Below are 24,571 nucleotides of genomic sequence, written 5' to 3'. Positions count from 1 at the left end.
TGCCCACTGGCATGAGACGGCGCACAAGGTGCATTCCGTCATGCCGATGACGAGCCATAAGGCTCATGACCTGGACCAGTCATGGGGCAGGATTGCAGGTAGTTCGGCGGGTATGATCCTGAAAAGTTGCAGACTTTTCGGATGAGAGAATACCCGGGAAAAGTATGATCCCGAAAAGTGGGAACCGGTTTTCGGATAAGATCATACTATCAATCTGAGCTTCCCGTTGTCTTGCCCGTGGCCTGTCCGCCAACCCGGGAGATGCCTTAGCGCTTTGCGCGGCGTCTCCATATGAGGACAAGATATGTTCAATACCCACAAAGTGGAAATCGAATGGGGCGGTCGTCCGCTCACGCTCGAAACCGGCAAGATCGCCCGTCAGGCTGACGGCGCTGTTCTGGCAACCTATGGCGAAACCGTCGTTCTGGCGACTGTCGTTTCTGCCAAGGAACCAAAGCCAGGTCAGGATTTCTTCCCGCTGACCGTCAACTATCAGGAAAAGACCTACGCTGCCGGCAAGATCCCTGGCGGCTACTTCAAGCGTGAAGGTCGTCCGAGCGAAAACGAAACCCTCGTTTCGCGCCTGATCGACCGTCCGATCCGTCCGCTCTTCGTTGATGGCTACAAGAACGACACGCAGGTTGTTCTGACTGTTGTTCAGCACGACCTCGAAAACAACCCCGACGTCCTGTCGATGGTTGCAGCTTCCGCAGCGCTGACCATTTCCGGCGTTCCTTTCATGGGCCCGATCGGCGGCGCACGCGTTGGCTACATCAACGGCGAATACGTCCTGAACCCGAATATCGACGAAATGCCGGAATCGAAGCTCGATCTGGTCGTTGCCGGTACTGCCGACGCAGTGCTGATGGTCGAATCGGAAGCGCAGGAACTTTCCGAAGAAGTCATGCTCGGCGCCGTTGTTTTCGGCCAGAAGGGCTTCCAGCCAGTAATCGACGCGATCATCAAGCTCGCTGAAGTTGCTGCCAAGGAACCACGTGATTTCCAGCCGGAAGACCTGTCGGACCTCGAAGCCAAGGTGCTCGCCGTTATCGAAAACGACCTGCGCGACGCTTACAAGATCACCGAAAAGCAGGCTCGTTACGTTGCTGTTGACGCTGCAAAGGCCAAGGCGAAGGCTCACTTCTTCCCGGAAGGCGTTGAAGAGCCGGAAATGTCGGCCGAGCAGTTCGCGACCATTTTCAAGCATCTGCAGGCCAAGATTGTTCGCTGGAACATTCTCGACACCGGCAGCCGCATTGACGGCCGCGATCTGAAGACCGTTCGTGCAATCGTTTCGGAAGTTGGCCTTCTGCCGCGCACCCACGGTTCGGCGCTGTTCACTCGTGGCGAAACGCAGGCTATCGTTGTTGCCACGCTCGGCACCGGCGAAGACGAGCAGATGATTGATGCCCTGACCGGCACCTACAAAGAATCCTTCATGCTGCATTACAACTTCCCGCCATATTCGGTTGGTGAAACCGGTCGTATGGGTTCGCCAGGCCGTCGTGAAGTTGGTCATGGCAAGCTCGCATGGCGCGCTATCCACCCGATGCTGCCGGCTGCCGACCAGTTCCCTTACACGATCCGTTCGGTTTCCGAGATCACCGAATCCAACGGTTCGTCCTCGATGGCGACTGTTTGCGGCACCTCGCTGGCTCTGATGGACGCAGGCGTTCCGCTCGCACGTCCGGTTGCCGGTATCGCCATGGGCCTGATCAAGGAAGGCGACCGTTATGCTGTCCTTTCCGACATCCTCGGCGACGAAGATCACCTCGGCGACATGGATTTCAAGGTAGCCGGTACTGACAACGGCATCACCGCACTTCAGATGGACATCAAGATCGACGGTATCACCGAAGAGATCATGAAGGTCGCTCTGGAGCAGGCCAAGGGCGGTCGCGTTCACATTCTCGGCGAAATGGCGAAGGCTCTGTCCACATCGCGTGACGAACTCGGCGAATTTGCTCCGCGCATCGAAGTGATGAACATTTCGACCGACAAGATCCGTGATGTTATCGGTTCGGGCGGCAAGGTCATCCGCGAAATCGTGGAAAAGACTGGCGCCAAGATCAACATCGAAGACGACGGTACGGTGAAGATCGCTTCGTCGAACGGCAAGGAAATCGAAGCCGCCAAGAAGTGGATCCACTCGATTGTTGCCGAGCCGGAAGTCGGCGAAATCTACGAAGGTACGGTCGTCAAGACCGCTGACTTCGGCGCTTTCGTGAACTTCTTCGGCCCGCGTGACGGTCTGGTTCACATCTCGCAGCTCGCTTCCGACCGCGTTGCCAAGACCACTGATGTGGTCAAGGAAGGCCAGAAGGTCTGGGTCAAGCTCATGGGCTTCGACGAACGCGGCAAGGTTCGCCTGTCGATGAAGGTCGTCGATCAGGAAACGGGCAAGGAAATTGTCCAGGAAAAGAAGGCAGAAGCAGACGCTGAATAAGCTTTGCATCTTCTTTGAAATCGAAAAGCGCGCCTTTGGGCGCGCTTTTTTGTTTTTTCACGAGATTGATCGGGATCGTGCGGTCTTTTCGGATGCGATCTTGCGGGGTAAAGAACGATCATGATGACACCGGCACAGAAAACACTTTTCCTTCCCTTCGAGCAGGGCATTCTCGATATGCCCGAAGACGGGCAATCCTTTCTCGCTTGTGGCCTTTCCGCCGACCGGCTTCTCGATCCGGAATGGAAAAAGGTCCTGACCTGCCTGCAACCATGGCGACCTGATTTTCTGGCGCTCGGCATGGAAGGCTTTCGTGCAGAGCCGAGATTGGCCGCAGACAGCCGTTTTGCTGGCGGGCTACTCCTGCTCGGAAAACACCGTGGACGCAACGAGGCGTGGTTCTCCGAGCTTCTGACGCGTGTTCAGCCCGGCGGCTGGATCGTCGTCTGCGGTGAGAAGAAGCTCGGCGTCGACAGTTTCCGCAAATGGGTGGGCAATATCGCCGAAATTAGCGATCGTATGTCCAAGAACCACGCTGTCTCGTTCTGGCTTCAGCGCCCTGCCGATCTGGATGATGATTTCATCGCCGCTCTGCGCCCTCTCGAAAGTGCAATTGACGATGTGTTCCGCACGGAACCGGGCATGTTCTCGCATGGCGCGATCGACAAGGGCTCGGCGCTGCTGGTGCCGCATATGGAAAAGATCGTGTTCGGCAACGTTGCGGATTTTGGTGCGGGCTGGGGCTATCTCGCAGCGCAGAGCCTGAAATATGCCGACCGTATCAAGTCCATCGATCTGTTCGAGGCCGATTACGAGGCGCTGGAGGCCGCGCGCGGCAATCTGGAGCGTCTGGGCGCTTCGGTGCCGATTTCATTCAACTGGTTTGATATTACCAGTGAGAAGGTGACCGGTATCTATGACACGGTCATCATGAACCCACCATTCCACGAGGGGCGCGTTACGGATGTTTCGCTCGGCCAAAGCTTTATCTCGGCGGCGGCGTCCCGCCTGAAACCTGGCGGTCGCCTGCTGATGGTCGCCAACCGGCAATTGCCTTATGAGGTCACGCTCAAGGGCTTGTTCAAGTCGGTGACGACACTGGAAGAAGCAGACGGTTTCAAAATCTTTGATGCGAAGAAGTGAAACAAAAAAGCCGCCCCTAAGGGCGGCTTTTTAAATTCCGGAACACTTATTCGCCGCGTTCGGCGTCAGAGCTTTTCAGCTCTTCCAGCGTCGGCATCGAAACGATGTTGTAGCCTGAATCCACATAATGGACTTCGCCGGTCACGCCGCTCGACAGGTCGGACAGCAGGTAGACAGCCGATTTGCCGACATCGTCGATATCGACTGTACGGCGCAGCGGTGAATTGCGGCGCTGATAGCTGAAGATCGCGCGCGCATCGCCGATGCCGGCACCAGCCAGCGTGCGCACCGGGCCAGCCGAAATGGCGTTGACGCGGATGCCCTGCGGGCCGTAATCGGCAGCCAGATAGCGAACCATGGCTTCAAGCGCTGCCTTGGCAACGCCCATGACATTGTAGTTCGGGATGGTGCGGGTGGAGCCGCCATAGGTCAGCGTCAGGATCGAGCCGCCGTCCTTCATGAGCTTTTCGGCGCGCTGTGCCATTTCCGTGAAGGAGTAGGCGGAAATCACCATGGTCCGGCTGAAATTATCGCGCGTGGTGACGTCTGCGTAACGGCCCTTCAGTTCGGTCTTGTCGGAAAAACCGATGGCGTGAACGATGAAATCGAGCTTGCCCCACTTCTTTTCGATCTCGGCAAAAACCGCGTCGACCGTTGCAATGTCTTCAACATCGCAAGGCAGAACGAGGTCGGAGCCGACCTGTTCGGCCAGCGGCTTCACGCGTTTGCCCAGCGCATCGCCCTGATAGGTGAAAGCCAGTTCTGCGCCCTGTGCGGCGAGTTGCTTCGAGATGCCCCATGCCAGCGAATGATTATTCGCGACCCCCATGATGAGGCCGCGTTTTCCTTGCATCAAACCTTCCATATTCCCCTCTCCCTCAGCCCTGGTAGCGCTGGAAAACCAGCGTCGCATTCGTGCCGCCAAACCCGAAGGAGTTGGAGAGCACGGTATTGAGCTGAGCATTATCGATGCGCTTGCGGACGATAGGCATGTCCGCGAAGGCAGGGTCCAATTCTTCGATATGCGCGCTTTCGCAAATGAAATTGTTATGCATCATCAAAAGCGAATAGATAGCTTCCTGCACGCCCGTTGCGCCCAGCGAATGGCCGGTCAGCGACTTGGTCGCGGCAATCGGCGGGCAGGCGTCGCCCGAACCGAACACCTGACGGATAGCGTCGATTTCCGGCGCATCGCCAGCAGGCGTCGAGGTTGCGTGCGGGTTGATGTAGTCGATCTTGGTCTTGACGGTCGAAAGCGCCATCTTCATGCAGCGGATCGCGCCTTCACCGGACGGAGCGACCATGTCGTAGCCGTCAGAGGTTGCGCCATAGCCGACGATTTCGCCGTAGATCTTCGCACCGCGCGCAAGCGCGGTTTCGAGGTCTTCCAGCACCAGAACACCAGCGCCGCCTGCAATTACGAAGCCGTCGCGGTTCTTGTCATAAGCGCGCGAAGCAGTAGCAGGCGTGTCGTTATACTTCGTCGCCATCGCGCCCATGGCGTCGAACAGCACCGAGAGCGTCCAGTCGAGATCTTCGCAGCCGCCCGCAAACATGCGGTCCTGCTTGCCATACTGGATCATCTCGAACGCATTGCCGATGCAATGGTTGGATGTCGCGCAGGCCGAAGAGATCGAATAGTTGATGCCCTTGATCTTGAAGAAAGTGGCCAGCGTCGCGGAGGCCGTGGAGCTCATGGCTTTCGGCACAGCAAACGGGCCGACGCGCTTCGGACCCTTTTCACGGGTAATGTCGGCGGAATCAACGATGGTGCGGGTCGAAGGACCGCCCGAACCCATGATGATGCCGGTGCGGTCGTTGGAGACTTCGTCGTCCGAAAGGCCTGCATCGGCGATCGCCTGATCCATGGCGATGTGATTCCAGGCGGTGCCGCGACCGTGGAAGCGCATGGCGCGACGGTCCACGAGGGATTCGACATCGATTTTCGGAGCGCCGTGCACCTGGCAGCGGAAACCCAGTTCGGCATATTCTTCCGCGCGCGAGATGCCGGATTTGGCTTCGCGCAGCGAGGCCGTCACCTCTTCGGTGTTGTTGCCAATCGAGGATACGATCCCCATACCCGTTACGACCACACGCCGCATCGCGTTCTCCTTTACACCCTTGCTCGTCGAGCGGCAGTCGCTTGGGTCAAGACTGCCTCGTCGCCGTTACATAGGTGCGATCTTCGCATGTTTTGAGCGCGGCCGCATGAAAACTGTTCATTTTTTGCTGTCGCGCCCGTGAATGATGGTGGATTCAGGCGATGCTTAAGCGTCGCCGTCCTTTGAAAGGCCGACACGCAGGTCAGTGGCCTTGTAGATCACTTCGCCATCGGCCTTCAGCCAGCCGTCAGCAGTGCCGAGCACGAGACGTCCGCGCATGACGCGCTTGAAGTCGATGCCATATTCGAGAAGCTTGGTGTGCGGGCGCACCATGCCCTTGAACTTCACTTCGCCGGTCGAAAGCGCCATGCCGCGACCCGGTTCGCCGAGCCAGCCAAGGAAGAAGCCGGTCAGCTGCCACATGCCGTCCAGGCCGAGGCAGCCCGGCATGATCGGGTTGCCCTGGAAATGGCACGGAAAATACCAGTCGTCGGGGCGCACGTCGTATTCGGCGCGGATGTAGCCCTTGTCGAACTCTCCGCCGGTTTCGGAAATATCGGTGATGCGATGCACCATCAGCATTGGCGGCAGGGGAAGCTGGGCATTGCCGGGGCCGAACAGCTCGCCGCGCCCGCAGCTGAGGAGTTCTTCATACCCATAGCTTGATTTCTGTTCTGCCATTTCGCCTCCCTTGAGGTTTATTCGCTATCGGCCAGCAATCCGGCCCGGTTGTCATTTGGAACGGTTTTAGCGCAAACGCCCAAACCGCTCTATCTCTTTCTGGTCGTTAAGTCGGAACACCCCTATCACAGACTGGTTCCCGTACAAAACCTTAGCGACCATAAAAATATGCAATGGATTTTCCCGAAAAAACGGGCAAACTCCAAGCCTATTGATACTTATTTCGCAACGGCATATATCAATGTCAGTATGCAATGGGCAACAGCCCGTTCAATCTTTGACGAATTTGCTACAAGCTTGTAACGGAACCAGCGGTGAATATGCAGTCTACACATACCCACTCGACGGTCTCTATGGAAGAACGGCTCCGCGATGCTGGCCTGCGTCCGACGCGCCAGCGTGTTGCACTTGCGAGCATGATTTTTGCGCAGGGTGATCGCCACCTGTCCGCTGAAGACCTCCACGAACAGGCGGTTATGGCGGATGTGCCGGTGTCTCTGGCCACCGTTTACAACACGCTGCACCAGTTCACGGAAGCCGGGATGCTGCGCATCATCGCGGTGGAAGGCTCCAAGACCTATTTCGACACCAATATTTCGGACCATCAGCACTTCTTCCTCGAAGGGGAAAATGTTGTGTTCGATATTCCGCATGGCGAGCGCGGGCAGCCGACCGTTGCCAACATGCCGGACGCGCCGGAAGGTATGGAAATCGTCAACGTCGATATTATCGTCCGCCTGCGTCGCAAGACGCAGTAATGAAAATTAGGTGTCGCTAGACGCGGTAGGCGTCTGGTCCTTATCGGTTCTGAAAAGCGGCTTCGGCCGCTTTTTTGTTAGCTGCCATAAAGTTCTTGCCAGAAACAGCGAAAGCGGGTTGAATAAAACGGTTCCGAAACAATCCTTGGCTTGAGGATAACGGATGCCGGTTGAGTTGAAGCCGATACAGGCGCTGACATTGTTGAAGACCCTGTCGCTGGGGCAGGTGCGTGATGAGATGCCCGATCTCACGACGCGGCAAACAGCTATCCTTCTGACAATCTATCTGGAGCCACCGCCGCACACGGTGCGCGGGCTTGCGGCAAAACTGGATGTGACGAAGCCGGTAATCACGCGCGCACTCGATACGATGGGCACACTCGACCTTCTATCCCGTCATCGTGATGAAAAAGACCGGCGAAATGTGCTAGTTAAGAGAACAGTCGCCGGTGCGCTTTATGTTGAACGACTGGGCGATCTGGTGATCGCCAAAGCCAGAGAGTTACCTTTATGAGTGTCCGCCAATGAGTCTCAATGTGACCACGCTCGACCGCCGCCTCAATGCCTATCGCGCCGATCTCGCTGATGAGCGACTGACCGACAAGGTGGAGGCTGCCCGCTTTATAGCCGGAACCGAGATGCAGGTGACTGCATCGGTCGTGGATTTGCGCAGCGAGCCACGCCCCGATAGCGGACCTCAGACGCAGATCATTTATGGCGACACGGTGCGTGTCTTCGAGGAAATGGACGGCTGGTGCTGGGTTCAGGCCGAGCGCGACGGCTATACGGGCTATGTCTCCGCCTCGTTTATCGAAAAGCCGCAGGGCGCGGCCACGCATATGGTCACTGTGCCGCGAAGCTTTGTCTATCCCGGCTCGGATTTGCGTTTTCCGCATACGCAGGCGCTGTCGCTCGGCTCACGCGTTCGCATTGTCGGCTCGTCTGAAACGCGCGGCACCCAATATGCCGTGCTGGAAAGCGGCGAGGCGATGATCGCAAGCCATCTGGCGCCAATCGGCGAACACGCGGCTGATTATGTGGCCGTGTCGGAAACGCTGCTGCACACGCCTTATCTGTGGGGCGGTACGTCGGGCTTCGGCATTGATTGCTCTGGTCTCGTGCAGCTTTCCATGTGGGTGGCTGGCCGCAAGGTTCTGCGTGATTCCGACATGCAGCAGAATACGCTTGGCACAGTTCTCGAGCCGAATGGGAATTATTCCAATCTCCAGCGCGGCGATCTCGTGTTCTGGAAAGGGCATGTCGCGATCTGCGCTGCGCCCGACATGCTGATCCATGCCAGCGGCCACACGATGACGGTGACGCTGGAGCCGTTGCAGGATGCGATCAAGCGCATCGCTTATCTCTATGATCTGCCGACGCTGATCCGCAGACCCTAAACAGGTCCATGAAAGGTCGGGCCGATGACGGGAAACAGGATATTTCAAAGTGCAGGCTTCGTGGCCGTGGTGCTTGGCCTTGCTGTTCTCATCCCTTCAGCGGTGTCGTCCGAAAGGATAGCGCGCGTGACCATTCCCGCTTCGCCTGCCGCCTTTGCCGAGGTCAACGGTATCGAGATGTATTACCGGACCGTCGGCAAAGGACCGCCTATTCTGCTGATACCGGGCGGTCTTTCCGACCAGCATGTCTGGGACGCGCAATTGCCGATCCTGGCGCGTCATCATACGGTGATCGTTGCCGACAGTCGCGGGCAGGGGCGTTCCACCCGCACGACGGAGCCGCTGACTTATGGCCTGATGGCTGACGACTATGTGGCGCTGCTCGATTTTCTGCATATCGACAAGGTTGATCTGGTCGGTTGGAGCGATGGCGGTATTATCGGGCTGGATATTGCGATGCGGTACCCTGAGCGGCTGAAGAGCCTTTTCGCGCAGGCTGCCAATGTCACGCCCGAGGGCAATACCGGTTATATCGAGGCGCGGGCCGAAGGACGTCCAATCCCTGAGCTTCGCCATTACGAGAGCATCGACAAGGAAATCCACGCGCTCTGGGCCAATGAACCCAATTACACCGATGAAGATCTGTCACAGATCTCGGTGCGCACGGCTATCGTGATCGGCGATCATGATACGGCCATTACCCGGGAACATACGGAATTCATCGCCAGCCAGATTCCCGGTGCCGAACTGATCATTCTGCCCGATTCTGGCCACGGCGTGCCGGTGGAAAATCCCCGGCTTTACGCCCACACGGTCCTGAAATTCATCGATGGAAAAACGAACAGCCGAATTTAAACCCGATTGGGAAGAACCCTGTCCGGCGTCCGGTGCCCGTCGACGAAGGCCTTAATATTGATGATGACCTTGTCGCCCATATCGATGCGGCCTTCAATCGTGGCCGAACCCATATGCGGCAGCAGTACAACCTTGCCCTTTTCCGCAAGCGCCAGCAGGCGTGGATTGACGGCTGGCTCGTTCTCGAACACGTCCAGCCCCGCACCGGCGATCCGGCCTTGCTCGATCAGATCGATCAGGGCGTTTTCATCGATGATCTGACCGCGCGCCGTATTGACCAGATAGGCCGTCGGCTGCATCAACGCGATGCGACGGGCCGATAGCAGGTGAAACGTTGCGGGCGTTGAAGGGCAATTGACTGAAATGATGTCCATGCGGGCCAGCATCTGGTCGAGGCTGTCCCAATAGGTCGCTTCCAGTTCTTCCTCAACCTGCGGGCTGACGCGCTTGCGATTGTGATAATGGATTGAAAGGCCAAAAGCCTTGGCGCGGCGCGCAACGGCGGTTCCGATGCGCCCCATGCCGACGATGCCAAGGCGCTTGCCCCAGATGCGGCGTCCGAGCATCCATGTCGGCGACCAGCCCGGCCATTTGCCGTCGCGCTCGTTGAGCACATTCGCGCCTTCCACGAGGCGGCGCGGTGCCGACAGAAGCAGCGCCAGCGTCATGTCGGCTGTATCTTCGGTCAGGACATTGGGCGTATTGGTCACGGTAATGCCGCGCTTTGCGGCGGCTGCGACATCGATATTGTCGACGCCGTTACCGAAATTGGCGATCAGCTTGAGATTGGGTCCGGCTTGCTCGATGGCAGCGGCGTCGATCACGTCGGTGATGCAAGGCACCAGAACGTCAGCCTCCTTCAGCGCGGCGATGATTTCCGGCTGGCTCATGCGGTGATCGTCTATGTTGAGACGTGCATCGAACAGTTCCCGCATTCGGGTTTCCACCGGGTCCGGCAGTTTTCTCGTAAGAACGACCAGCGGCTTCTTTTTGTTCGACATCTCCACCCCGTTTTTTGAGCCTGTTTCCGGGCAAACTTATATGCTGAAGCTTCATGTTGAGACCTCCTTAACCAAGAAGGCGCAATATGGGATATTGCTTCGGCTGCTCATCTCTATCAAGGCGGCGGGGCAAAGACAAAGAAAAACAGGACCGATAAACAAGACGGTCACGATGCCGGGCAGCCCCTGCTGTTTTACGCTTCCGCTGAAGGCATGGTCGTCTTGGGTTAAGAACAGGACGGCGAGAGGCGCAGTTGATTAGAGTACTTCCCCAAAGGTTTTTGGCTAAGGGCATGTCGGTAAAGCGCCTTCTCATGGCCTTTGCGGCTTGTCTGGCCCTCCTGTTCGTGGCGATGCCGATCAGTGTGAACGCAGCCGAAGCCGAAGGCGCAAACGGTACGGCGACAGGCGCCAGCGGTCTGCCTGTGCCGCGCTTCGTCAGCCTCAAGCCGGCACGCGTCAATCTGCGCATCGGCCCGGGGCGCGACTATCCGGTTTCGTGGCTGTTCATGAAATCAGGGCTGCCGGTCGAGATCATTCAGGAATATGACAACTGGCGGCGCATTCGCGATGCTGACGGCACGGAAGGCTGGGTCTACCAGTCGCTTCTGTCCGGCAAGCGCACCGCGATCACCGCGCCCTGGTTGAAGAACGACAAAAGCAAGATGATCACCATGCGCCGCGATGCCAACGATACGGCGGCTGTCGCCGCCGATATCGAGCCGGGTGTTGTCGGCACCGTGCGCCAATGCAATGGCCAGTGGTGCCGCATGGATGTCAGCGGCGTGCGCGGCTGGATCCGGCAGTCGGACCTGTGGGGTGTGTATCCCGGCGAAGTCTTCGACTGATAACACGACAGTTGCATTCTTCGTGATGCCGGACTGCAAAGAGCAATTTTCTGCGCTCCGGTGCTCACGTACCCTTAAGTACGCTCCGCTCCGGTGCTCGAAAATCACTCTTTTCGCCACGGCCTGACGAATTTGCAACTGTCGTTATAAGCCGCGGGCTTCTTACTTGCCGTATTTTTCCTTGAGCAACAGATAGAGCGCACGGATGGCCTGCGCTTCGCCGCCGACCGGCGACGCAGGCTTTTCCACTGGCACCCAGCCAAAAATATCGAAATGCACATGCGCCTTGGCCTTTTCCACAAAACGGCTGAGGAACAAGGCCGCCGTCACCGCTCCGGCAAAACCGTCGGTGGTGACATTGTTGATGTCGGCAATGCGTGACGACAGTTTCTGCGCATAAGGCTGCCAGAGCGGCATCCGCCAGAGCGGATCGGCTGTCTCCTCGGCCTTGGCGGCAATGGCTTCGGCCAATGCGTCATCATGCGTGAAAAATGGCGGCAGGTCCGGGCCGAGCGCCACGCGTGCAGCACCGGTCAGGGTGGCCATGTCGATCAGCAATTCCGGCTCTTCCTCATCGGCCAGCGCCAGAGCATCGGCCAGCACCAGCCTGCCTTCGGCATCTGTGTTACCGATTTCGACGGTCAGTCCCTTGCGGCTTTGCAGGACGTCGCCCGGACGGAAGGCATTTCCGGCAATCGAATTTTCAACCGCCGGGATCAAGACGCGCAGCCGCACCGGTAGTTTCGCGTCCATGACGATAGAGGCAAGGCCAAGCACATTGGCAGCACCGCCCATGTCCTTTTTCATCAGCAGCATGCCGCTTGCGGGCTTGATGTCGAGACCACCCGTATCGAAGCAGACACCCTTGCCGACCAGCGTGACTTTAGGATCGCTTTCCTTGCCCCATGTGAGGTCGATCAGACGCGGCGCAATCGCTCCCGCACGCCCGACCGCATGGATCATCGGGAAGTTTCGTTCCAGAAGAGCTTCGCCTTCCGTGACGCTGATTTCCGCTTTATGTTCGCTTGCCAGTGCGCGTGCGGCGTTTTCCAGTGCGTCCGGGCCCATATCGTTGGTCGGCGTATTGATCAGATCGCGCGTGAGTGTCACCGCAGCGGCGATGCGCTTCGTCTCGGCTTCATCCACGCCATCCGGTAAAGCAAGGCGGATTGTCTTGCCATTTGCCTTGCGGTAGCGCGCAAAATTATAGCTGCCCATCAGGAAGGCGAGCGCCGCGAGGGCGGCATCGTCGTCCGCATTTTCGAAATGCCAGTCACCTTCCGGCAAGCTGCGCGCGAGCTTGCCAGCAAGCAGTTGCGACTGGCCGCTCTTGACGCCATCGCCAATGCCGAACAGCGCGCCGGAGATCGCACCATCCGGTCCCGGCAGAACCAGAACCTTGCCTGCTTCTCCGTCGAAATCATGGGCTTTCGCCCAGACAGTCACAGGAGCCGGAAGCGTGTTTTCTTCCAGCTTTCCCTTTTTCGTAAACCAGATTGGACGGCTTTGTTCCGATTTTTGGGCAATGATTTCGACAGACATGGCACTCTTTCTCACCAAGGCAGATTGGGCCGATCAAGGCAGTTTTGAAAACAGATAGAACGCTTCGCCTCGTTTGGAAACAGGCGCATGCAAGGTCCGTTAACCAATCATTAGGGTTAACGGATTATTGATGAAGGAGAAATCGGGCTTGAGGGGCTGGGGCATTCGGTGTGCAATGTCCGGCCGCATATGGAGGCGGGATGCTCAACTTGGGGTTAATGGGCGGCGCTGGTTTCCGCCTTGGCGTGGCTTCTGTCCTTTCAGCGCTCGTCCTCACCGGTTGCAACACGGTGGATCGCACCACCACAGGTTCGGTGCGACGCGTCGAAACCGCCGCCACTTTCGATCACATGAACGATGCACAGCTTGCCGCGATGGTGGGCCGTCTTGGCGCGCAATATGAGCGCAATCCCAAGGACCGTGGCACCGCGCTCAATTATGCCAGCGCCCTGACCCGTCTGGGACGCAACGATCAGGCTTTAGCCGTCATGCGCGCGCTGGTCATCACCTATCCAAAGGATCAGCAGGTTCTCGCCGCCTATGGCAAGGCGCTTGCCGGTGCGGGTCAGTTCGACACCGCCCTCGATGCGATCCGCCGCGCACAAGACCCGGCCTATCCGGACTGGAAACTCGTATCCGCCGAAGGGGCTATTCTCGACCAGATGGGCAATCGCGATCAGGCTCGCGCCATGTATCAGAAGGCGTTACAGATCAAGCCGGGCGAGCCGTCGATCCTCTCCAATATGGGCATGTCCTACCTTCTGGCCGGTGATTCCAAGACGGCGGAAAACTATTTCCGGCAGGCATCTGTGCTGCCGGGCGCGGACAGCCGCGTCCGCCAGAATCTGGCGCTTTCGGTCGGCTTGCAGGGGCGTTTCCAGGAAGCCGAAACAATTGCCGCGCAGGAGCTTTCGCCGCAGCAGGCCAAGGCCAACACGGATTATCTGCGTTCCATGCTGGCGCAGCAAAATTCCTGGAATATGCTCAAGGACAAGCCGAAGGGCTGATACGACAGTCACATTCTTTGTTTTGGTCTTTTTCGGCGGCGGCGATCAGTGCCCGCCGAAGAATCCGCCTTGCGCGCCAAGCTGAATAAAGGCCGGGCCGAGAATGACGATAAACAGCACCGGCAGGAAGAACACGATCATCGGCACGGTGAGTTTCGGCGGCAGGGCCGCCGCTTTCTTTTCCGCCTCCAGCATACGCAAATCACGGCTTTCCTGAGAAAGTGTCCGAAGCGCCTGCGAGACCGGCGTGCCGTAACGCTCTGCCTGAATGAGCGCTTGCGATACCGACTTCACCTGATCGACGCCGGTGCGGATGGCAAGATTGTCATAGGCCTGACGCCGTTCAGGCAGGAATGACAGTTCGGCATTGGTGAGCATCAGCTCTTCCGCCAGTTCCACCGATTGTATGCCTATTTCATCGGCGACCTTGCGAAAGGCTGCTTCGACCGACATGCCGGATTCCACGCAGATCAGCATCAAATCCAGCGCATCCGGCCAGGCGCGGCGGATCGACTGCTTGCGTTTGGCTGCCTTGTTGGAAACATAGAGGTTCGGCGCATAGAAGCCGATATAACCGGCGATAATGCAGACCAGAAGTCGGACGAAGAAGGAATGTTCCGGCAGATTGCCGAGCACGAAGACGTAAAAAGCGGCCAGCGTCATTGCGCCGAATGGCAGCACGAAACGCATGAACAGGAAGATGTTGAGCGGGTTCTGCCCGCGAAAACCGGCGGTTCTGAGCGCGGCTATTGTCTTTTCGTCGGCAAGCGCCTTTTTCAGGTCGAGCCTTTCGACAAAGTCGCGAATGCCCTGCTTCTGCTGATGCCGCAGGCTGTTGCGCCGGTCGTTTTCAGATGCCAGTCGTGCGCGCTCGCGAGATCGGATCGCCTCGCGTTCGGTGGCGACCGACTTCATGCGCGATTTCAAGATGCTGGTGCTGAGTATCGGCAACAGAACCGTGACGATGGCGGCGAAAACCGCAATCGTGATCAGCATGGCGATCAGGAATTGCGGGTCTGTCAGCCTTTCGATGAGGAGAGAAAACATGATTTGCGCCTCACATATCGAAATTGATCATGTTTTTCATGATGAAGACACCAGTCGCCATGAGAACGGCAGCGATCCCCAGCAGCATATGGCCGGTCGATGAGGTGAAGAGCAGCGTCATATATTGCGGGCTGGTCAGATAGACGAGCACCATGACGATAAGCGGCAGTGCACCGATGATCGCGGCAGAGGCCTTTGCTTCCATGGAAAGCGCGTCGACCTTGGCTTTCATCTTCTTGCGGTCACGCAGCACCTTGGAGAGATTGTTCAGCGCTTCCGAAAGATTGCCGCCGGCCTGAGCCTGAATCTGGATCACGATGGCGAAAAAATTTGTCTCGGGGCAAGGCATGCTGTCGGGCATCTTGCCAACAGCTTCCGGTATAGACAGGCCCATCTGCTGGGCTTCGACGACTTTCTTGAACTCAGCCTTCACCGGCTCCAGCGCTTCGCTGGCGATCAGGCGCAGCCCATCATTCAGCGGCAGGCCCGCTCGCGTCGCGCGGACAATGACGTCGAGAGCATTTGGAAATTCTTCCAGAAACTTCTTCAGGCGACGCTTGCGCTTTTGCAGCACGAACCAGCGGGGCAGGCCGAAAAAACAGGCAATGGCAATGCCCGGAAGAAGCAGGAGCGGAAGACCGAAGATAAAGCCGATCAGGATTCCGACAAAGGCTGTCACGCCGGAATAAATATAGAACTGGCGCAACGTGATGCTAAGCCCGGCCTGCGTCAGCATGATGCGCAGCGGCGGGTATTTCTGATTCTTCTCGCGTTGCTTCTGGCGTGCTTCAAGATCCTTGATATTGTCCTGCAATTGCTTGCGGCGTTTCTGAATATCGGTGTTCTTGTCCCGCTCGCTGCGGGTGACGCTGCGTTCGGCATAGTTGCGCACGGTTTCCAGCCGCCGCGAAGCGGGGTCCTTGCTGGCCAGCCTGTCGTAGAACAGCACGTAAGCCAGCGCGGCACAGGCGACCACCGCCAGAAGAATGAAGACCAGAATGCTGACGGGTGAGGCGGTCATCAGTCAACGCTCTCCATACTGTCGAGAACAGAGGCGAGGCGGCTGTCTTCATTGTAGTAGCGCGCACGGTCCCAGAAAGCCGGGCGGCCAATGCCGGTGGAGCTGTGCGTGCCGAGAATGCGGCCGGATGCATCCTCCCCCTTGATGTCGTAAAGCATCAAATCCTGGGTGATGATGACGTCGCCTTCAAGCCCCACCACTTCCGTCACATGGGTGATGCGACGCGAACCGTCACGCAGGCGCGCCGCCTGAATGATGATATCAATCGAGTTGACCAGAATTTCGCGCACAGTCTTCTGCGGCAGCGTATAGCCGCCCATGGCGATCATGGCTTCCATACGGCTGAGGCATTCGCGCGGACTGTTGGAGTGGATGGTGCCCATGGAGCCGTCATGGCCGGTATTCATGGCCTGCAACAGGTCGAACACTTCCGGTCCGCGCACTTCGCCGACGATAATTCGCTCAGGCCGCATACGCAGGCAGTTCTTGACCAGATCGCGCATCGTCACTTCGCCTTCGCCTTCCAGATTGGGCGGGCGGGTTTCGAGGCGCACGACATGCGGCTGTTGCAATTGCAGTTCGGCGGAATCTTCGCAGGTGATGATGCGTTCATGCGTGTCGATATAGCGGGTGAGGCAGTTCAACAGCGTGGTTTTGCCGGAACCCGTACCACCCGAAATGATGACATTGCAGCGCACGCGGCTGATGATCTGCAACAATTCCGCACCGGCATTGGAGATCGCACCGAAGCGGACCAGTTGGTCGAGCGTCAGCTTGTCCTTGCGGAACTTGCGGATGGTCAGTGTCGGACCGTCAAGCGACAGCGGCGAGGCGATGACGTTGACGCGCGAGCCGTCCGGCAGGCGCGCATCGCAGATCGGGCTTGATTCGTCGACGCGTCTGCCGACCTGGCTGACGATGCGCTGGCAGATATTGAGAAGCTGCTGGTTGTCGCGAAAACGGATCCCCGTTTCCTGCACCATACCGTCGACTTCGATATAGGTGCGGCGCGAACCGTTGACCATGATATCGGCAATGTCGTCGCGGGCGAGCAGCGGTTCCAGCGGACCATAGCCGAGGACGTCGTTGCAAATGTCGTCGAGCAGTTCTTCCTGTTCGGCAATCGACATGACGAAGTTCTTGATCGCAATGATATCATTGACGATATCGCGGATTTCTTCGCGGGCCGTATCGGGTGCCATGCGCGAAAGCTGCGACAGATCAATCGTGTCGATCAGGGCCGAAAAAACCTGCGCTTTGGTGTCGTAATAGCCTTCGTTCTTCTCGCGTCCGCTGCTGGCAGCGGCTGCGGGTCTCGCTGGCGTGTTGGGAACGGCGGCCTGCATGCGGGACGGCTGAACGGGCTCCGTGCGCTGCACAGGCTGGGGCGCGATTGCTTTTGCAATGCTGCCGTCCTGTTTGCTTCCTGAATCGTTGCCTCTTTTGCCGAACATGATTTTCCGCCGTTACTTCGTCTTGCGCGCGAATTTGCCCAAAAGACCGGAGATGCCATTCTTCTTGCGCGGTTGAACATCCGCCCGCCCCGTCAGCACATGCGCTATATGCGTGATGGTCGCAGAAACCGGGCTTTCCGGGCTGGTTTCCGCGATCATGCGTCCGGTATTGGCGGCATTGCCGAAAAGCTGCGGCTCGAATTCGATGGCTGCAATCGGGTCGATGCCAAGCGGTTCGGAGAAATCCGACAGCGCGATTTCGGGGCGCTTCGGAACCCCGACCTGATTGAGCACCAGATGCGGCTTCAGATCGTTGGGGCGCAATTGCGCCAGCGTATCGAGCAGGTTCTTCGTATTGCGCAGATTGGCGAGATCGGGCGCGGCCACGATCACCACTTCATCCGCCCGCATCAATGTGGTGCGGGTCCAGCCGTTCCAGCCATGCGCGAGATCGAGAACGATCAGCGGCGAGGTGCGCTGTGCAACGTCGATTATTTCGGAGAATGCATCCTCTTGAAAATCGAAGGTGCGCTCCAGACTGGAGGGAGCGGCAAGAATCGAGAGATGTTCGCCATATTGCACCAGCAGGCGGTCGAGATAGACCTCGTCCACGCGCTCAGGAGAAAACACGGCGTCGGCGATGCCGAGCGTCGGGTCCTGATCGAAATTGATGTTGGCCGTGCCGAAAGGCAGATCCATATCGGCAAGAACGACATCGTGCCGGAAGAGATGCGAGATCGACCAGGCGACATTATGGGCGATGGTCGACGCGCCGACACCGCCCTTGGCGCCGATAAAGGCGATGGAGCGTCCAAGCGGCTCGGCACCCGGATCGAGAAAGATCGATGAGACGATGGCCAGAACATCGGCCAGCGAAACGGGCGCTACGATATATTCCGACACGCCGCGGCGCAGCAATTCGCGATAGAGCCAGACTTCGTTGGAATGGCCTACGACGAGCACCTTGGAACCCGGGTCGCAGACTTCCGACAGGCGCTTGAGTTCATCGAGCAGAACATTCGGTTCCGACGATGATTCGACAATGATCAGATTGGGCGTCGAGGCCGTCTGATAGAAGTCGATGGCGGCCTCGATGCCGCCCGGCGAGACTTTCAGATGTGTCTTGGCCATGCGCCGGTCGTTACCGGCGCGTTCGATGGGAATGGCGACGCTTTCGTTTTCACAAAACGCCTGGATGGAAATGCGCGGAATAGGCCGCACATTTTCCAGCATGATCGGCGCGCGGTGTTCGGCAAGGTCGTTGCCGGCTTCCGGTTCGAAGGCGATATCTGTCATGGCGCGCTCTTAATAGTTTGCCTGTTCGCTGCGGGGTTCTTTCCAGTTATCCGTCTGCGCAGTCGACATTTTGGTGTAACCCTGATCGCCATTGAGGCGTTCTGTCGTGCGGTCGGAATCGATTGGAGAGGAAGCGCGCGGTCCAAGAAGATCGGCGGGATTGGCGACTTGCGCTGCGAGATTGTTCTGCATCGCGCAGCCGAAATTGGCGTAATGCTTGTTTTCCGGTGTGGTCCCAACATCGTCCGGCCAGCGTCCGCAAGGCGTCGTGCCCGCCGTCATTGCATAATAGCTGATGCGGATCGGCGCTGCGGCGTCGGGCGACGTAACTGGATAGTTTTCAATGGCGATGTTGGTCTGCTTGACGCCACCTTTGCGCAGGGCGGTCGCAACTTCTGTGCTCAGGCGATAGGCCGCAGCCTGATTGGGCGCGCCAGCGGGAACGAGCACATAGACCATGCCCGAACCGTTGTAACGGTAGTTGGAGACTGCCTTTTCGACGATGCCGCGTTGCATGGTGTTCAGCCTGCTATCGGCGCTGCTGACGGGGATATCGGTCACCTGCTCGCGCTCGGCAATCGTGATAGGATGGTTGGTGCGGTAATCGTCCGGCAATGCGCCGACGGTCACATGCTGCCGGTTTGCGCAACCAGCCAGAAGAGCGACCGACAGGACCAGCAAGGCTGGCGTGATGGAAACTTTCTTGCCCCGAATTGTCATGCCCGTTTCCCCGCTCATTTGTAGATATACCCGACAACGCCGTTGTAACGGCCGGGCGGCAGCTTGGTCTCCATCGTCCCATAAACACGGTTGACCTTGCCGAGAATGTAGCCTGCACCATCGCTGGCCGGATTGAGATTGTCGTCGGGACGCGCCAGCGCTTGCCGTGCCACCGGGCGAGCCAGATAGGGTGTCACGATGACCACGAGTTCTGATTCGTTGCGGATGAAATCCTTGCTGCGGAACAACGCGCCGAGGACGGGAATCTTGGTGAGTCCCGGAAAGCCGGAAACCGACTGGCGCACTTCATCGCGGATCAGGCCGCCGATCATCATCGAACCGCCGGATGGCAGTTCGACCGTGGTGTCCGCTACGCGTTTGCGCAGCGAGAGGAGGCTTGTGCCCACGCCGTCGGCCTTGGCAGCCATGCCGGTGCTTTCGGTCGTGGGTTCAGAAACCGAGGTTCTGATTTTTAGACTGATCCGTCCGGGACCGAGCACCACCGGCATGAATTCAAGTCCGATGCCGTATTCGATCTTGGCCAGCTGGTTGGTTCGCTTGCCGTCGTCATCATAAGTGACGCTGTTCAAAACATTATATTCGCCACCGACGTTGAAAGCTGCTTTTTCGCCAGAGATCGCGGTCAGGGTCGGTTCGGCTAGCGTCTTCATGACACCTGCTGATTCCATTGCCCGCAGATAGGCTGAGAAGCTGCTCGTCGCGAGACCGAAGCCGGTATCGGACAGATTATTGCCGATCGCGCCAGAGATGGTTTCCGAAATGCCGCTATAGGTAATGCCGTTGCTGTTACCGCGGCCAAGCATATTGACGCCGAGCTGTTTCATGACAGTGCGGCTGACTTCGGCGACAGTGACCTTCAGCGTGACCTGGTCTTCACCGACAATCGTCAGCATGTTGACGATTTTACTGACTCGGCGCTCCCGGTCGGGGTTGTCGATTGCAACACCGCCGCCGTCGGTTGGAGCGGAAGCCGTTGACGAATATTGACCGGTGGTTGCTTCACCGCCGGTGACGAAAAGGCCTGCAAGCTTAGCGGCTTGTGCCGAATCCTGCGGTGTCTGAACCGTGCCGGTCAAAACGACGTTGTCGTTGATCAATTCGACGCGGATATCCGAGCCGGGGATAAGGCGTTTCAGCTGTGTCGAAATGGTGCTCACATCGCGCTCGATTTCGACATCGATGGAGGCGATCTGTTCGCCATTCGGGCCGAAGACGAAGATATTCGTCTGTCCGACCTGCTTGCCGAACAGATAGATGCGGCGCGACGTGCTCGTGACGGCATCCGCGATGGAGGGATTGGAGACGAGGACATCATAAGCGTCCTGTGGCAGATCCAGCACCAGCGATTTGTTGAGACCAAGCGTAATTCGCTGGGCGCGCCCCTGTGCACCCACCTTGACGACGCCGCCTGCCGCCATGGCCGGGGCTTCCAAGAAGGGTTGCGCTGCGAACGTCAGGCTTGCGGCAATAAGAGCGGATTTGGTCCAATACGGGCGCACGCGTTTTGCCTTTTTCATGAGCGCGGTCCTACTTCTATAACGCTGCCGGACTTGATGACCTTGACGGTTCCGCTGCGCGTCGGCGAGGAAACCAGATAGTCGGCTTGCTTGATGTCCTTGTCTTCGGCGTCGTGCATGGATCGCAGCGACAGTGTCAGCCGGTCCGCCATTTGCTGGGCGACGGTGATGATTTCTGCCTGATCGGGCGTCAGTTCCAATGTCGCCGTCTGGCCGACCATGACCTTGCGCCCCTGTTCGTCTTCCTGAATCGTCTGGTCGATGGCGAGCACGCGCACATTTTGCAGCACAGTCTCGGTCGTGAAAGGCGCGATGGAGGTGCTGCTGGCATTGTCGGGCTTGCGGCGGGTCATGATGACGTCGACGAAATCATTGGGCAGGATAAAGCCGCCCGCCGAGCTTTCGGCATTGATCTGGGTCGCAACCGCGCGCATGCCTGGTGGCAGGATCGAGGACAGGAAGCTTTGTCCGGGTCCGATCAGCTTGACCTTGCGAATGGGTTCACCGGGGAAAAGTTGCAGCCTGACAGTTGCACCATTGAGCTGGTTGATGGCGTCTGGCTCGCTGGAACGGGTGATATAGCCATCGGAAATCGCTTCCTTGGGCCAAGATTGCCAGCGCATCTGCGAGGTCAGTTCAGCGCCGACACCGAGATTTTCCGTGGCGACCAGCACTTCTTCCAGCTGCATCTGCGGGGCTTCGGGCGCAACCACGACTGGTGCTGGCGGCGGAGCCGACAGATTCATGGCGATATAGCCCGCACCGCCAGCAGCGATGACGGCTACCCCAAGAATGAGCAGACGAGCTGATTTCATGATGTGCCCCGTGCAAGTCCCCACGTCCGAACGACGTGTTCCAAAATTGCACCGGCAATCGTGTAATTATGGTTAATATAATCTTATTCGTATTAAGAAATATAAGTTCCACCGGGCAATTCAGTGCCCGAAACTACACTGAGGCGAGGAAAATCGATTTCATTGACTGGCCGACAGGTGAGAGCGGGAAGCTCCAGAGACCGGCGGCGCCCAGGGCAATCCCATAGGGGATCCCGACATCTTTGCGTGACAGCCGTTCCAGAAAGACATAACGATCAGCATAGGCCGGGCGCGGCATCAGGCGATAGAGAATGATGAGAAGCGTGAGAACGCCGCCCAGGATCGAGAATTTGAGGACATAGTCCGCCAGTCCCGGATTGAAGCCGAACCACAGCGTCGTCGCGGCAATCAGTTTTGCATCGCCGCCACCCATGGTTCGCAGGCAGAAGAGTGCGAAAGTGATGCCGAGCATCAGCGCGCCGGTCACCAGATGCCAGCCGTAGTCAACAAGCGTAAGACCGGAAAACGGTGCGAAGACGATAAAACCGGCGGCAAGACCAATCGAAACCCGGTTGCGAATGGTCATCGACAGCAGATCGGTGATCATGGCCGTGACCATCGCCACCACGAAAATCGCCGTCATCAGCGCCGCTATGACCATCAAGGCCCCCCGATAGAGTTTCGTTGCCGATTACTGACCCTTGGTTGCGCTCTGGACGCTTGCGGCCACGGCGTCGAACTTTTCACCGACTCTGCCAGCCATGAGCGCTACACCACTGATGATTGCGATGGAAACCAGCGTGCCGATCAGCGCATATTCAATCGCTGTGGAACCGGCCCGGTTCTTCAAAAAACGCGTCATCAATGTCGGCATTGTACGCTCCTTCGCCTCTCCGAAGACGGCTGCCCCATATTGCCCGTCATCAAGTTCGGATGGCTGAAGCATAGTCGGCAGGCATTGTAGGGCTCTTAACAATCAGGGTTAATGAAGCGTTGCCTGATAAATTCCACCGCCGATGGTGCATGAGGGGGAAGCTTTGCGGCTGGCTTAATGCTTCCTTCACCAATCCTCTTCATTATTTGCTAGGCATATTACGGGGGTCGTAGAGTGGCGCATCGGTTTTTCTCTTCGGAAAAGTTGCGGAAGGCATCTGCCTTGGCCGCGATGGTGCTGTTTTCAGTGAGCATTCAGGCCGCGCATGCGGAAGAATATATCAAGCTGGAAACCAGTCAGGCGCGCATCCTTCGTCTGGCGCGCCCAGCCGACACGGTGGTGATCGGCAATCCGGCAATTGCGGACGCTGTCGTTCAGGATTCACAGACCATCGTGCTGACCGGCAAGGATTTTGGCGTCACCAATATCGTTGTCATGGACAAGCAGGGCGAGCCAATCATCGACCGGGAACTCGTCGTTTCCAACAATGCACGCGGCACCATGCGCGTCTATCGTCAGGCCAATGTGCAGACGCTGTCCTGCACGCCCTATTGCGAGAAGGCTTCCACCAAGACCGGCGATGATAAATAAGAGCTGTCGCTAAAATCCTGCCTGTGCCGTTAATACTCTTTCAGGTTGTCCTGATGTATTCCTACGCCATGTTTTAAACCGGCACGGTTTGGGTGGGGCATGGCATTCAGGAATTCCCGTCAGCACAGGCGTGGAGAAGAATATTCGTGGCTATGTGCCGCCTTTCGGCGCGTGCGGCTGTTTGGCCGGGCGCGCGACGGCGCGACGGCAATCGAATTCACACTTCTGATCATTCCGTTTCTGCTCATCGTCTTTTCGACCATTGAAACGGGCATGAATTTCACTGCCCGGCAGGTGTTGTGGAACGCCACGCAGAACGTCGCGCGTCAGATCCAGACCGGGCAGATCAGGGGCAGTGATCTTACCCAGGCCAAGATTCAGACCATGCTCTGCGACCAGATCCAGTTTATGGTGAAGGCCGGTTGCGAGGGACTGTCGTTCAATCTGGGAACCTATTCCGGATTTGGGTTGGTTCCGACGACGGGCATCCTGAACGCCGATGGCGATCTGGCACGAACAGGCATCAGCGGCACCAACGGCACGTCGACCATCAACCAGCTCAACGTGCTCTACCACTGGCCGGTTCTCACCAATATTCTCTATCTGACCGATAGCGCTGACGCGAAACGCGGCACCATGCCGTTGTTCTCCACGCTGACATGGCAGAATGAGCCGTTTCCCAACTGACGACGAATATCGGGTTGCGGCCCGGACTGGACCCAATCGCCATGCGAACAGCACTATTCCGGTTGTTAAAAAAGTTCCTGCGCGACAGGCGCGCTGTCGGCGCAGTCGAGTTTGCGCTGATCGCTCCGGTCTTGCTCGTGATCTATCTCGGCTCGACAGACCTGGCTGACGGTCTCGACGTCAACAAGAAGGTGTCACGATCCGCAAGTAGCCTGGCCGATCTGGTCACACGCCAGATTTCGGTTTCGGCCAGCGACGTCGACGATATGTTCGCCATCGGCAGCGCATCGCTGCTGCCTTACCGCCGGACAAGCCCGAAGATCAGGGTAACGGCCCTGAAAGTGACCAAGGCACAATCGTCGAACACCTATACCGTGACTGTCGACTGGTCGCGCGCCAATGTTGCAAATTTTGCCGCCGTGGCTGGCAGCAAAGGCGATCTTCCCGCCGCGCTTATCGCGACCGACGCCTATTTCATCAAGGTTGATGTGGAGCTTGATTACAAGCCGCTCAACTCATGGATATCGACCAGCATTCCCATGAGCGAGACCTATTATCTCTCTCCACGCTATACCAACACGATCCCCTGTAGCGGGTGCTGAAGCGCTCTTTCGCGTATTCCCCTTGGCAATAGGGGCAAAACCCAACATATAGAAGGAATGGTCAGACCGGCCCCTTCAGGATTTGC

25 protein-coding genes are annotated in these 24,571 nt (G+C 57.9%); 11 read left to right on the top strand and 14 right to left on the bottom strand.

What is annotated here, in order from left to right:
* The first annotated feature begins 304 nt into the window (after positions 1-304).
* On the top strand, positions 305-2,446 hold the full coding sequence (gene pnp / locus FGI60_RS03955; protein WP_138784030.1) for a polyribonucleotide nucleotidyltransferase: 2,142 nt from the start codon (positions 305-307) through the stop codon (positions 2,444-2,446).
* Between the two features lie 120 nt (positions 2,447-2,566).
* The gene (locus FGI60_RS03950; RefSeq protein WP_138784029.1) at positions 2,567-3,589 is read left to right on the top strand and encodes a class I SAM-dependent methyltransferase; all 1,023 of its coding nucleotides are present in this window, start codon (positions 2,567-2,569) and stop codon (positions 3,587-3,589) included.
* Positions 3,590-3,635: 46 nt separating this feature from the next.
* On the opposite strand, the gene fabI is transcribed toward FGI60_RS03950, so the two are convergent.
* The 3 genes from fabI to fabA form a co-directional block, all read right to left on the bottom strand.
* Complete coding sequence (fabI, locus tag FGI60_RS03945) at positions 3,636-4,454, bottom strand: enoyl-ACP reductase FabI (protein WP_078337735.1); 819 nt, start codon at positions 4,452-4,454, stop codon at positions 3,636-3,638.
* Between the two features lie 13 nt (positions 4,455-4,467).
* Entirely contained in the window at positions 4,468-5,691 is a 1,224-nt protein-coding gene (gene fabB, locus FGI60_RS03940; RefSeq protein WP_078337736.1) for a beta-ketoacyl-ACP synthase I, read from the bottom strand.
* 165 nt (positions 5,692-5,856) lie between these two features.
* Positions 5,857-6,372: a 3-hydroxyacyl-[acyl-carrier-protein] dehydratase FabA gene (gene fabA / locus FGI60_RS03935; RefSeq protein ID WP_078337738.1), complete on the bottom strand. Its 516-nt coding sequence runs from the start codon at positions 6,370-6,372 to the stop codon at positions 5,857-5,859.
* A 320-nt stretch (positions 6,373-6,692) separates the two neighbouring features.
* Here fabA and irrA point away from each other — a divergent pair, with 320 nt between their 5' ends.
* From irrA to FGI60_RS03915, 4 genes are all read left to right on the top strand, one after another.
* Positions 6,693-7,130: an iron response transcriptional regulator IrrA gene (gene irrA, locus FGI60_RS03930; protein WP_138784028.1), complete on the top strand. Its 438-nt coding sequence runs from the start codon at positions 6,693-6,695 to the stop codon at positions 7,128-7,130.
* A 163-nt stretch (positions 7,131-7,293) separates the two neighbouring features.
* Entirely contained in the window at positions 7,294-7,644 is a 351-nt protein-coding gene (locus FGI60_RS03925) for a MarR family transcriptional regulator (RefSeq protein ID WP_078337740.1), read from the top strand.
* Between the two features lie 10 nt (positions 7,645-7,654).
* Positions 7,655-8,527 (top strand): C40 family peptidase, encoded by an 873-nt coding sequence (locus FGI60_RS03920; RefSeq protein ID WP_138784027.1) that lies wholly within the window; start codon positions 7,655-7,657, stop codon positions 8,525-8,527.
* Positions 8,528-8,551: 24 nt separating this feature from the next.
* The gene (locus tag FGI60_RS03915; protein WP_138784026.1) at positions 8,552-9,382 is read left to right on the top strand and encodes an alpha/beta fold hydrolase; all 831 of its coding nucleotides are present in this window, start codon (positions 8,552-8,554) and stop codon (positions 9,380-9,382) included.
* On the opposite strand, the gene FGI60_RS03910 is transcribed toward FGI60_RS03915, so the two are convergent.
* Positions 9,379-10,383 carry a 2-hydroxyacid dehydrogenase gene (locus FGI60_RS03910; RefSeq protein WP_078337743.1) on the bottom strand — a complete coding sequence of 335 codons (1,005 nt, stop codon included), beginning with the start codon at positions 10,381-10,383 and terminating at the stop codon, positions 9,379-9,381. The genes FGI60_RS03915 and FGI60_RS03910 overlap by 4 nt on opposite strands.
* Positions 10,384-10,736: 353 nt before the next feature.
* On the opposite strand from FGI60_RS03910, the gene FGI60_RS03905 reads away from it, so the two are divergent.
* A complete protein-coding gene (locus FGI60_RS03905; protein WP_235889738.1) occupies positions 10,737-11,231 on the top strand; it encodes an SH3 domain-containing protein in 495 nt (164 codons plus the stop codon).
* A gap of 162 nt (positions 11,232-11,393) precedes the next feature.
* On the opposite strand, the gene FGI60_RS03900 is transcribed toward FGI60_RS03905, so the two are convergent.
* The gene (locus FGI60_RS03900) at positions 11,394-12,773 is read right to left on the bottom strand and encodes a leucyl aminopeptidase family protein (RefSeq protein WP_138784025.1); all 1,380 of its coding nucleotides are present in this window, start codon (positions 12,771-12,773) and stop codon (positions 11,394-11,396) included.
* A gap of 200 nt (positions 12,774-12,973) precedes the next feature.
* Between FGI60_RS03900 and FGI60_RS03895 the strand changes: the two genes are divergently transcribed.
* Positions 12,974-13,780 carry a tetratricopeptide repeat protein gene (locus tag FGI60_RS03895; protein ID WP_138784024.1) on the top strand — a complete coding sequence of 269 codons (807 nt, stop codon included), beginning with the start codon at positions 12,974-12,976 and terminating at the stop codon, positions 13,778-13,780.
* A gap of 45 nt (positions 13,781-13,825) precedes the next feature.
* Here FGI60_RS03895 and FGI60_RS03890 read toward each other — a convergent pair whose 3' ends face one another.
* The 9 genes from FGI60_RS03890 to FGI60_RS03850 form a co-directional block, all read right to left on the bottom strand.
* Positions 13,826-14,827 (bottom strand): type II secretion system F family protein, encoded by a 1,002-nt coding sequence (locus FGI60_RS03890; RefSeq protein ID WP_138784023.1) that lies wholly within the window; start codon positions 14,825-14,827, stop codon positions 13,826-13,828.
* Between the two features lie 10 nt (positions 14,828-14,837).
* Positions 14,838-15,848 (bottom strand): type II secretion system F family protein, encoded by a 1,011-nt coding sequence (locus FGI60_RS03885; protein WP_138784022.1) that lies wholly within the window; start codon positions 15,846-15,848, stop codon positions 14,838-14,840.
* A complete protein-coding gene (locus FGI60_RS03880) occupies positions 15,848-17,194 on the bottom strand; it encodes a CpaF family protein (protein WP_374843095.1) in 1,347 nt (448 codons plus the stop codon). Before FGI60_RS03880 ends, FGI60_RS03885 begins: the two co-directional genes overlap by 1 nt.
* Positions 17,195-17,314: 120 nt before the next feature.
* On the bottom strand, positions 17,315-18,598 hold the full coding sequence (locus FGI60_RS03875; protein WP_138784021.1) for an AAA family ATPase: 1,284 nt from the start codon (positions 18,596-18,598) through the stop codon (positions 17,315-17,317).
* A gap of 9 nt (positions 18,599-18,607) precedes the next feature.
* Positions 18,608-19,318 carry a CpaD family pilus assembly protein gene (locus FGI60_RS03870; RefSeq protein WP_138784020.1) on the bottom strand — a complete coding sequence of 237 codons (711 nt, stop codon included), beginning with the start codon at positions 19,316-19,318 and terminating at the stop codon, positions 18,608-18,610.
* 14 nt (positions 19,319-19,332) lie between these two features.
* A complete protein-coding gene (locus FGI60_RS03865) occupies positions 19,333-20,856 on the bottom strand; it encodes a type II and III secretion system protein family protein (protein WP_138784019.1) in 1,524 nt (507 codons plus the stop codon).
* The gene (gene cpaB / locus FGI60_RS03860; RefSeq protein WP_138784018.1) at positions 20,853-21,671 is read right to left on the bottom strand and encodes a Flp pilus assembly protein CpaB; all 819 of its coding nucleotides are present in this window, start codon (positions 21,669-21,671) and stop codon (positions 20,853-20,855) included. Before cpaB ends, FGI60_RS03865 begins: the two co-directional genes overlap by 4 nt.
* Before the next feature lie 133 nt (positions 21,672-21,804).
* Positions 21,805-22,332, bottom strand: a complete 528-nt coding sequence (locus FGI60_RS03855) for an A24 family peptidase (protein ID WP_138784017.1) — start codon at positions 22,330-22,332, stop codon at positions 21,805-21,807.
* 30 nt (positions 22,333-22,362) lie between these two features.
* On the bottom strand, positions 22,363-22,617 hold the full coding sequence (locus FGI60_RS03850; RefSeq protein WP_235889731.1) for a Flp family type IVb pilin: 255 nt from the start codon (positions 22,615-22,617) through the stop codon (positions 22,363-22,365).
* 219 nt (positions 22,618-22,836) lie between these two features.
* Here FGI60_RS03850 and FGI60_RS03845 point away from each other — a divergent pair, with 219 nt between their 5' ends.
* From FGI60_RS03845 to FGI60_RS03835, 3 genes are all read left to right on the top strand, one after another.
* Complete coding sequence (locus FGI60_RS03845; protein ID WP_138784234.1) at positions 22,837-23,196, top strand: pilus assembly protein N-terminal domain-containing protein; 360 nt, start codon at positions 22,837-22,839, stop codon at positions 23,194-23,196.
* 99 nt (positions 23,197-23,295) lie between these two features.
* Entirely contained in the window at positions 23,296-23,883 is a 588-nt protein-coding gene (locus tag FGI60_RS03840; protein WP_138784016.1) for a TadE/TadG family type IV pilus assembly protein, read from the top strand.
* Between the two features lie 41 nt (positions 23,884-23,924).
* Positions 23,925-24,485: a TadE/TadG family type IV pilus assembly protein gene (locus tag FGI60_RS03835; RefSeq protein ID WP_138784015.1), complete on the top strand. Its 561-nt coding sequence runs from the start codon at positions 23,925-23,927 to the stop codon at positions 24,483-24,485.
* Positions 24,486-24,571: the final 86 nt, after the last annotated feature.

The sequence above is a fragment of the Brucella haematophila genome (assembly GCF_005938105.1).
In the GTDB taxonomy this organism is placed as follows: Bacteria; Pseudomonadota; Alphaproteobacteria; order Rhizobiales; family Rhizobiaceae; genus Brucella; species Brucella haematophila.
This window is presented reverse-complemented; position numbering and strand designations above follow the sequence as displayed.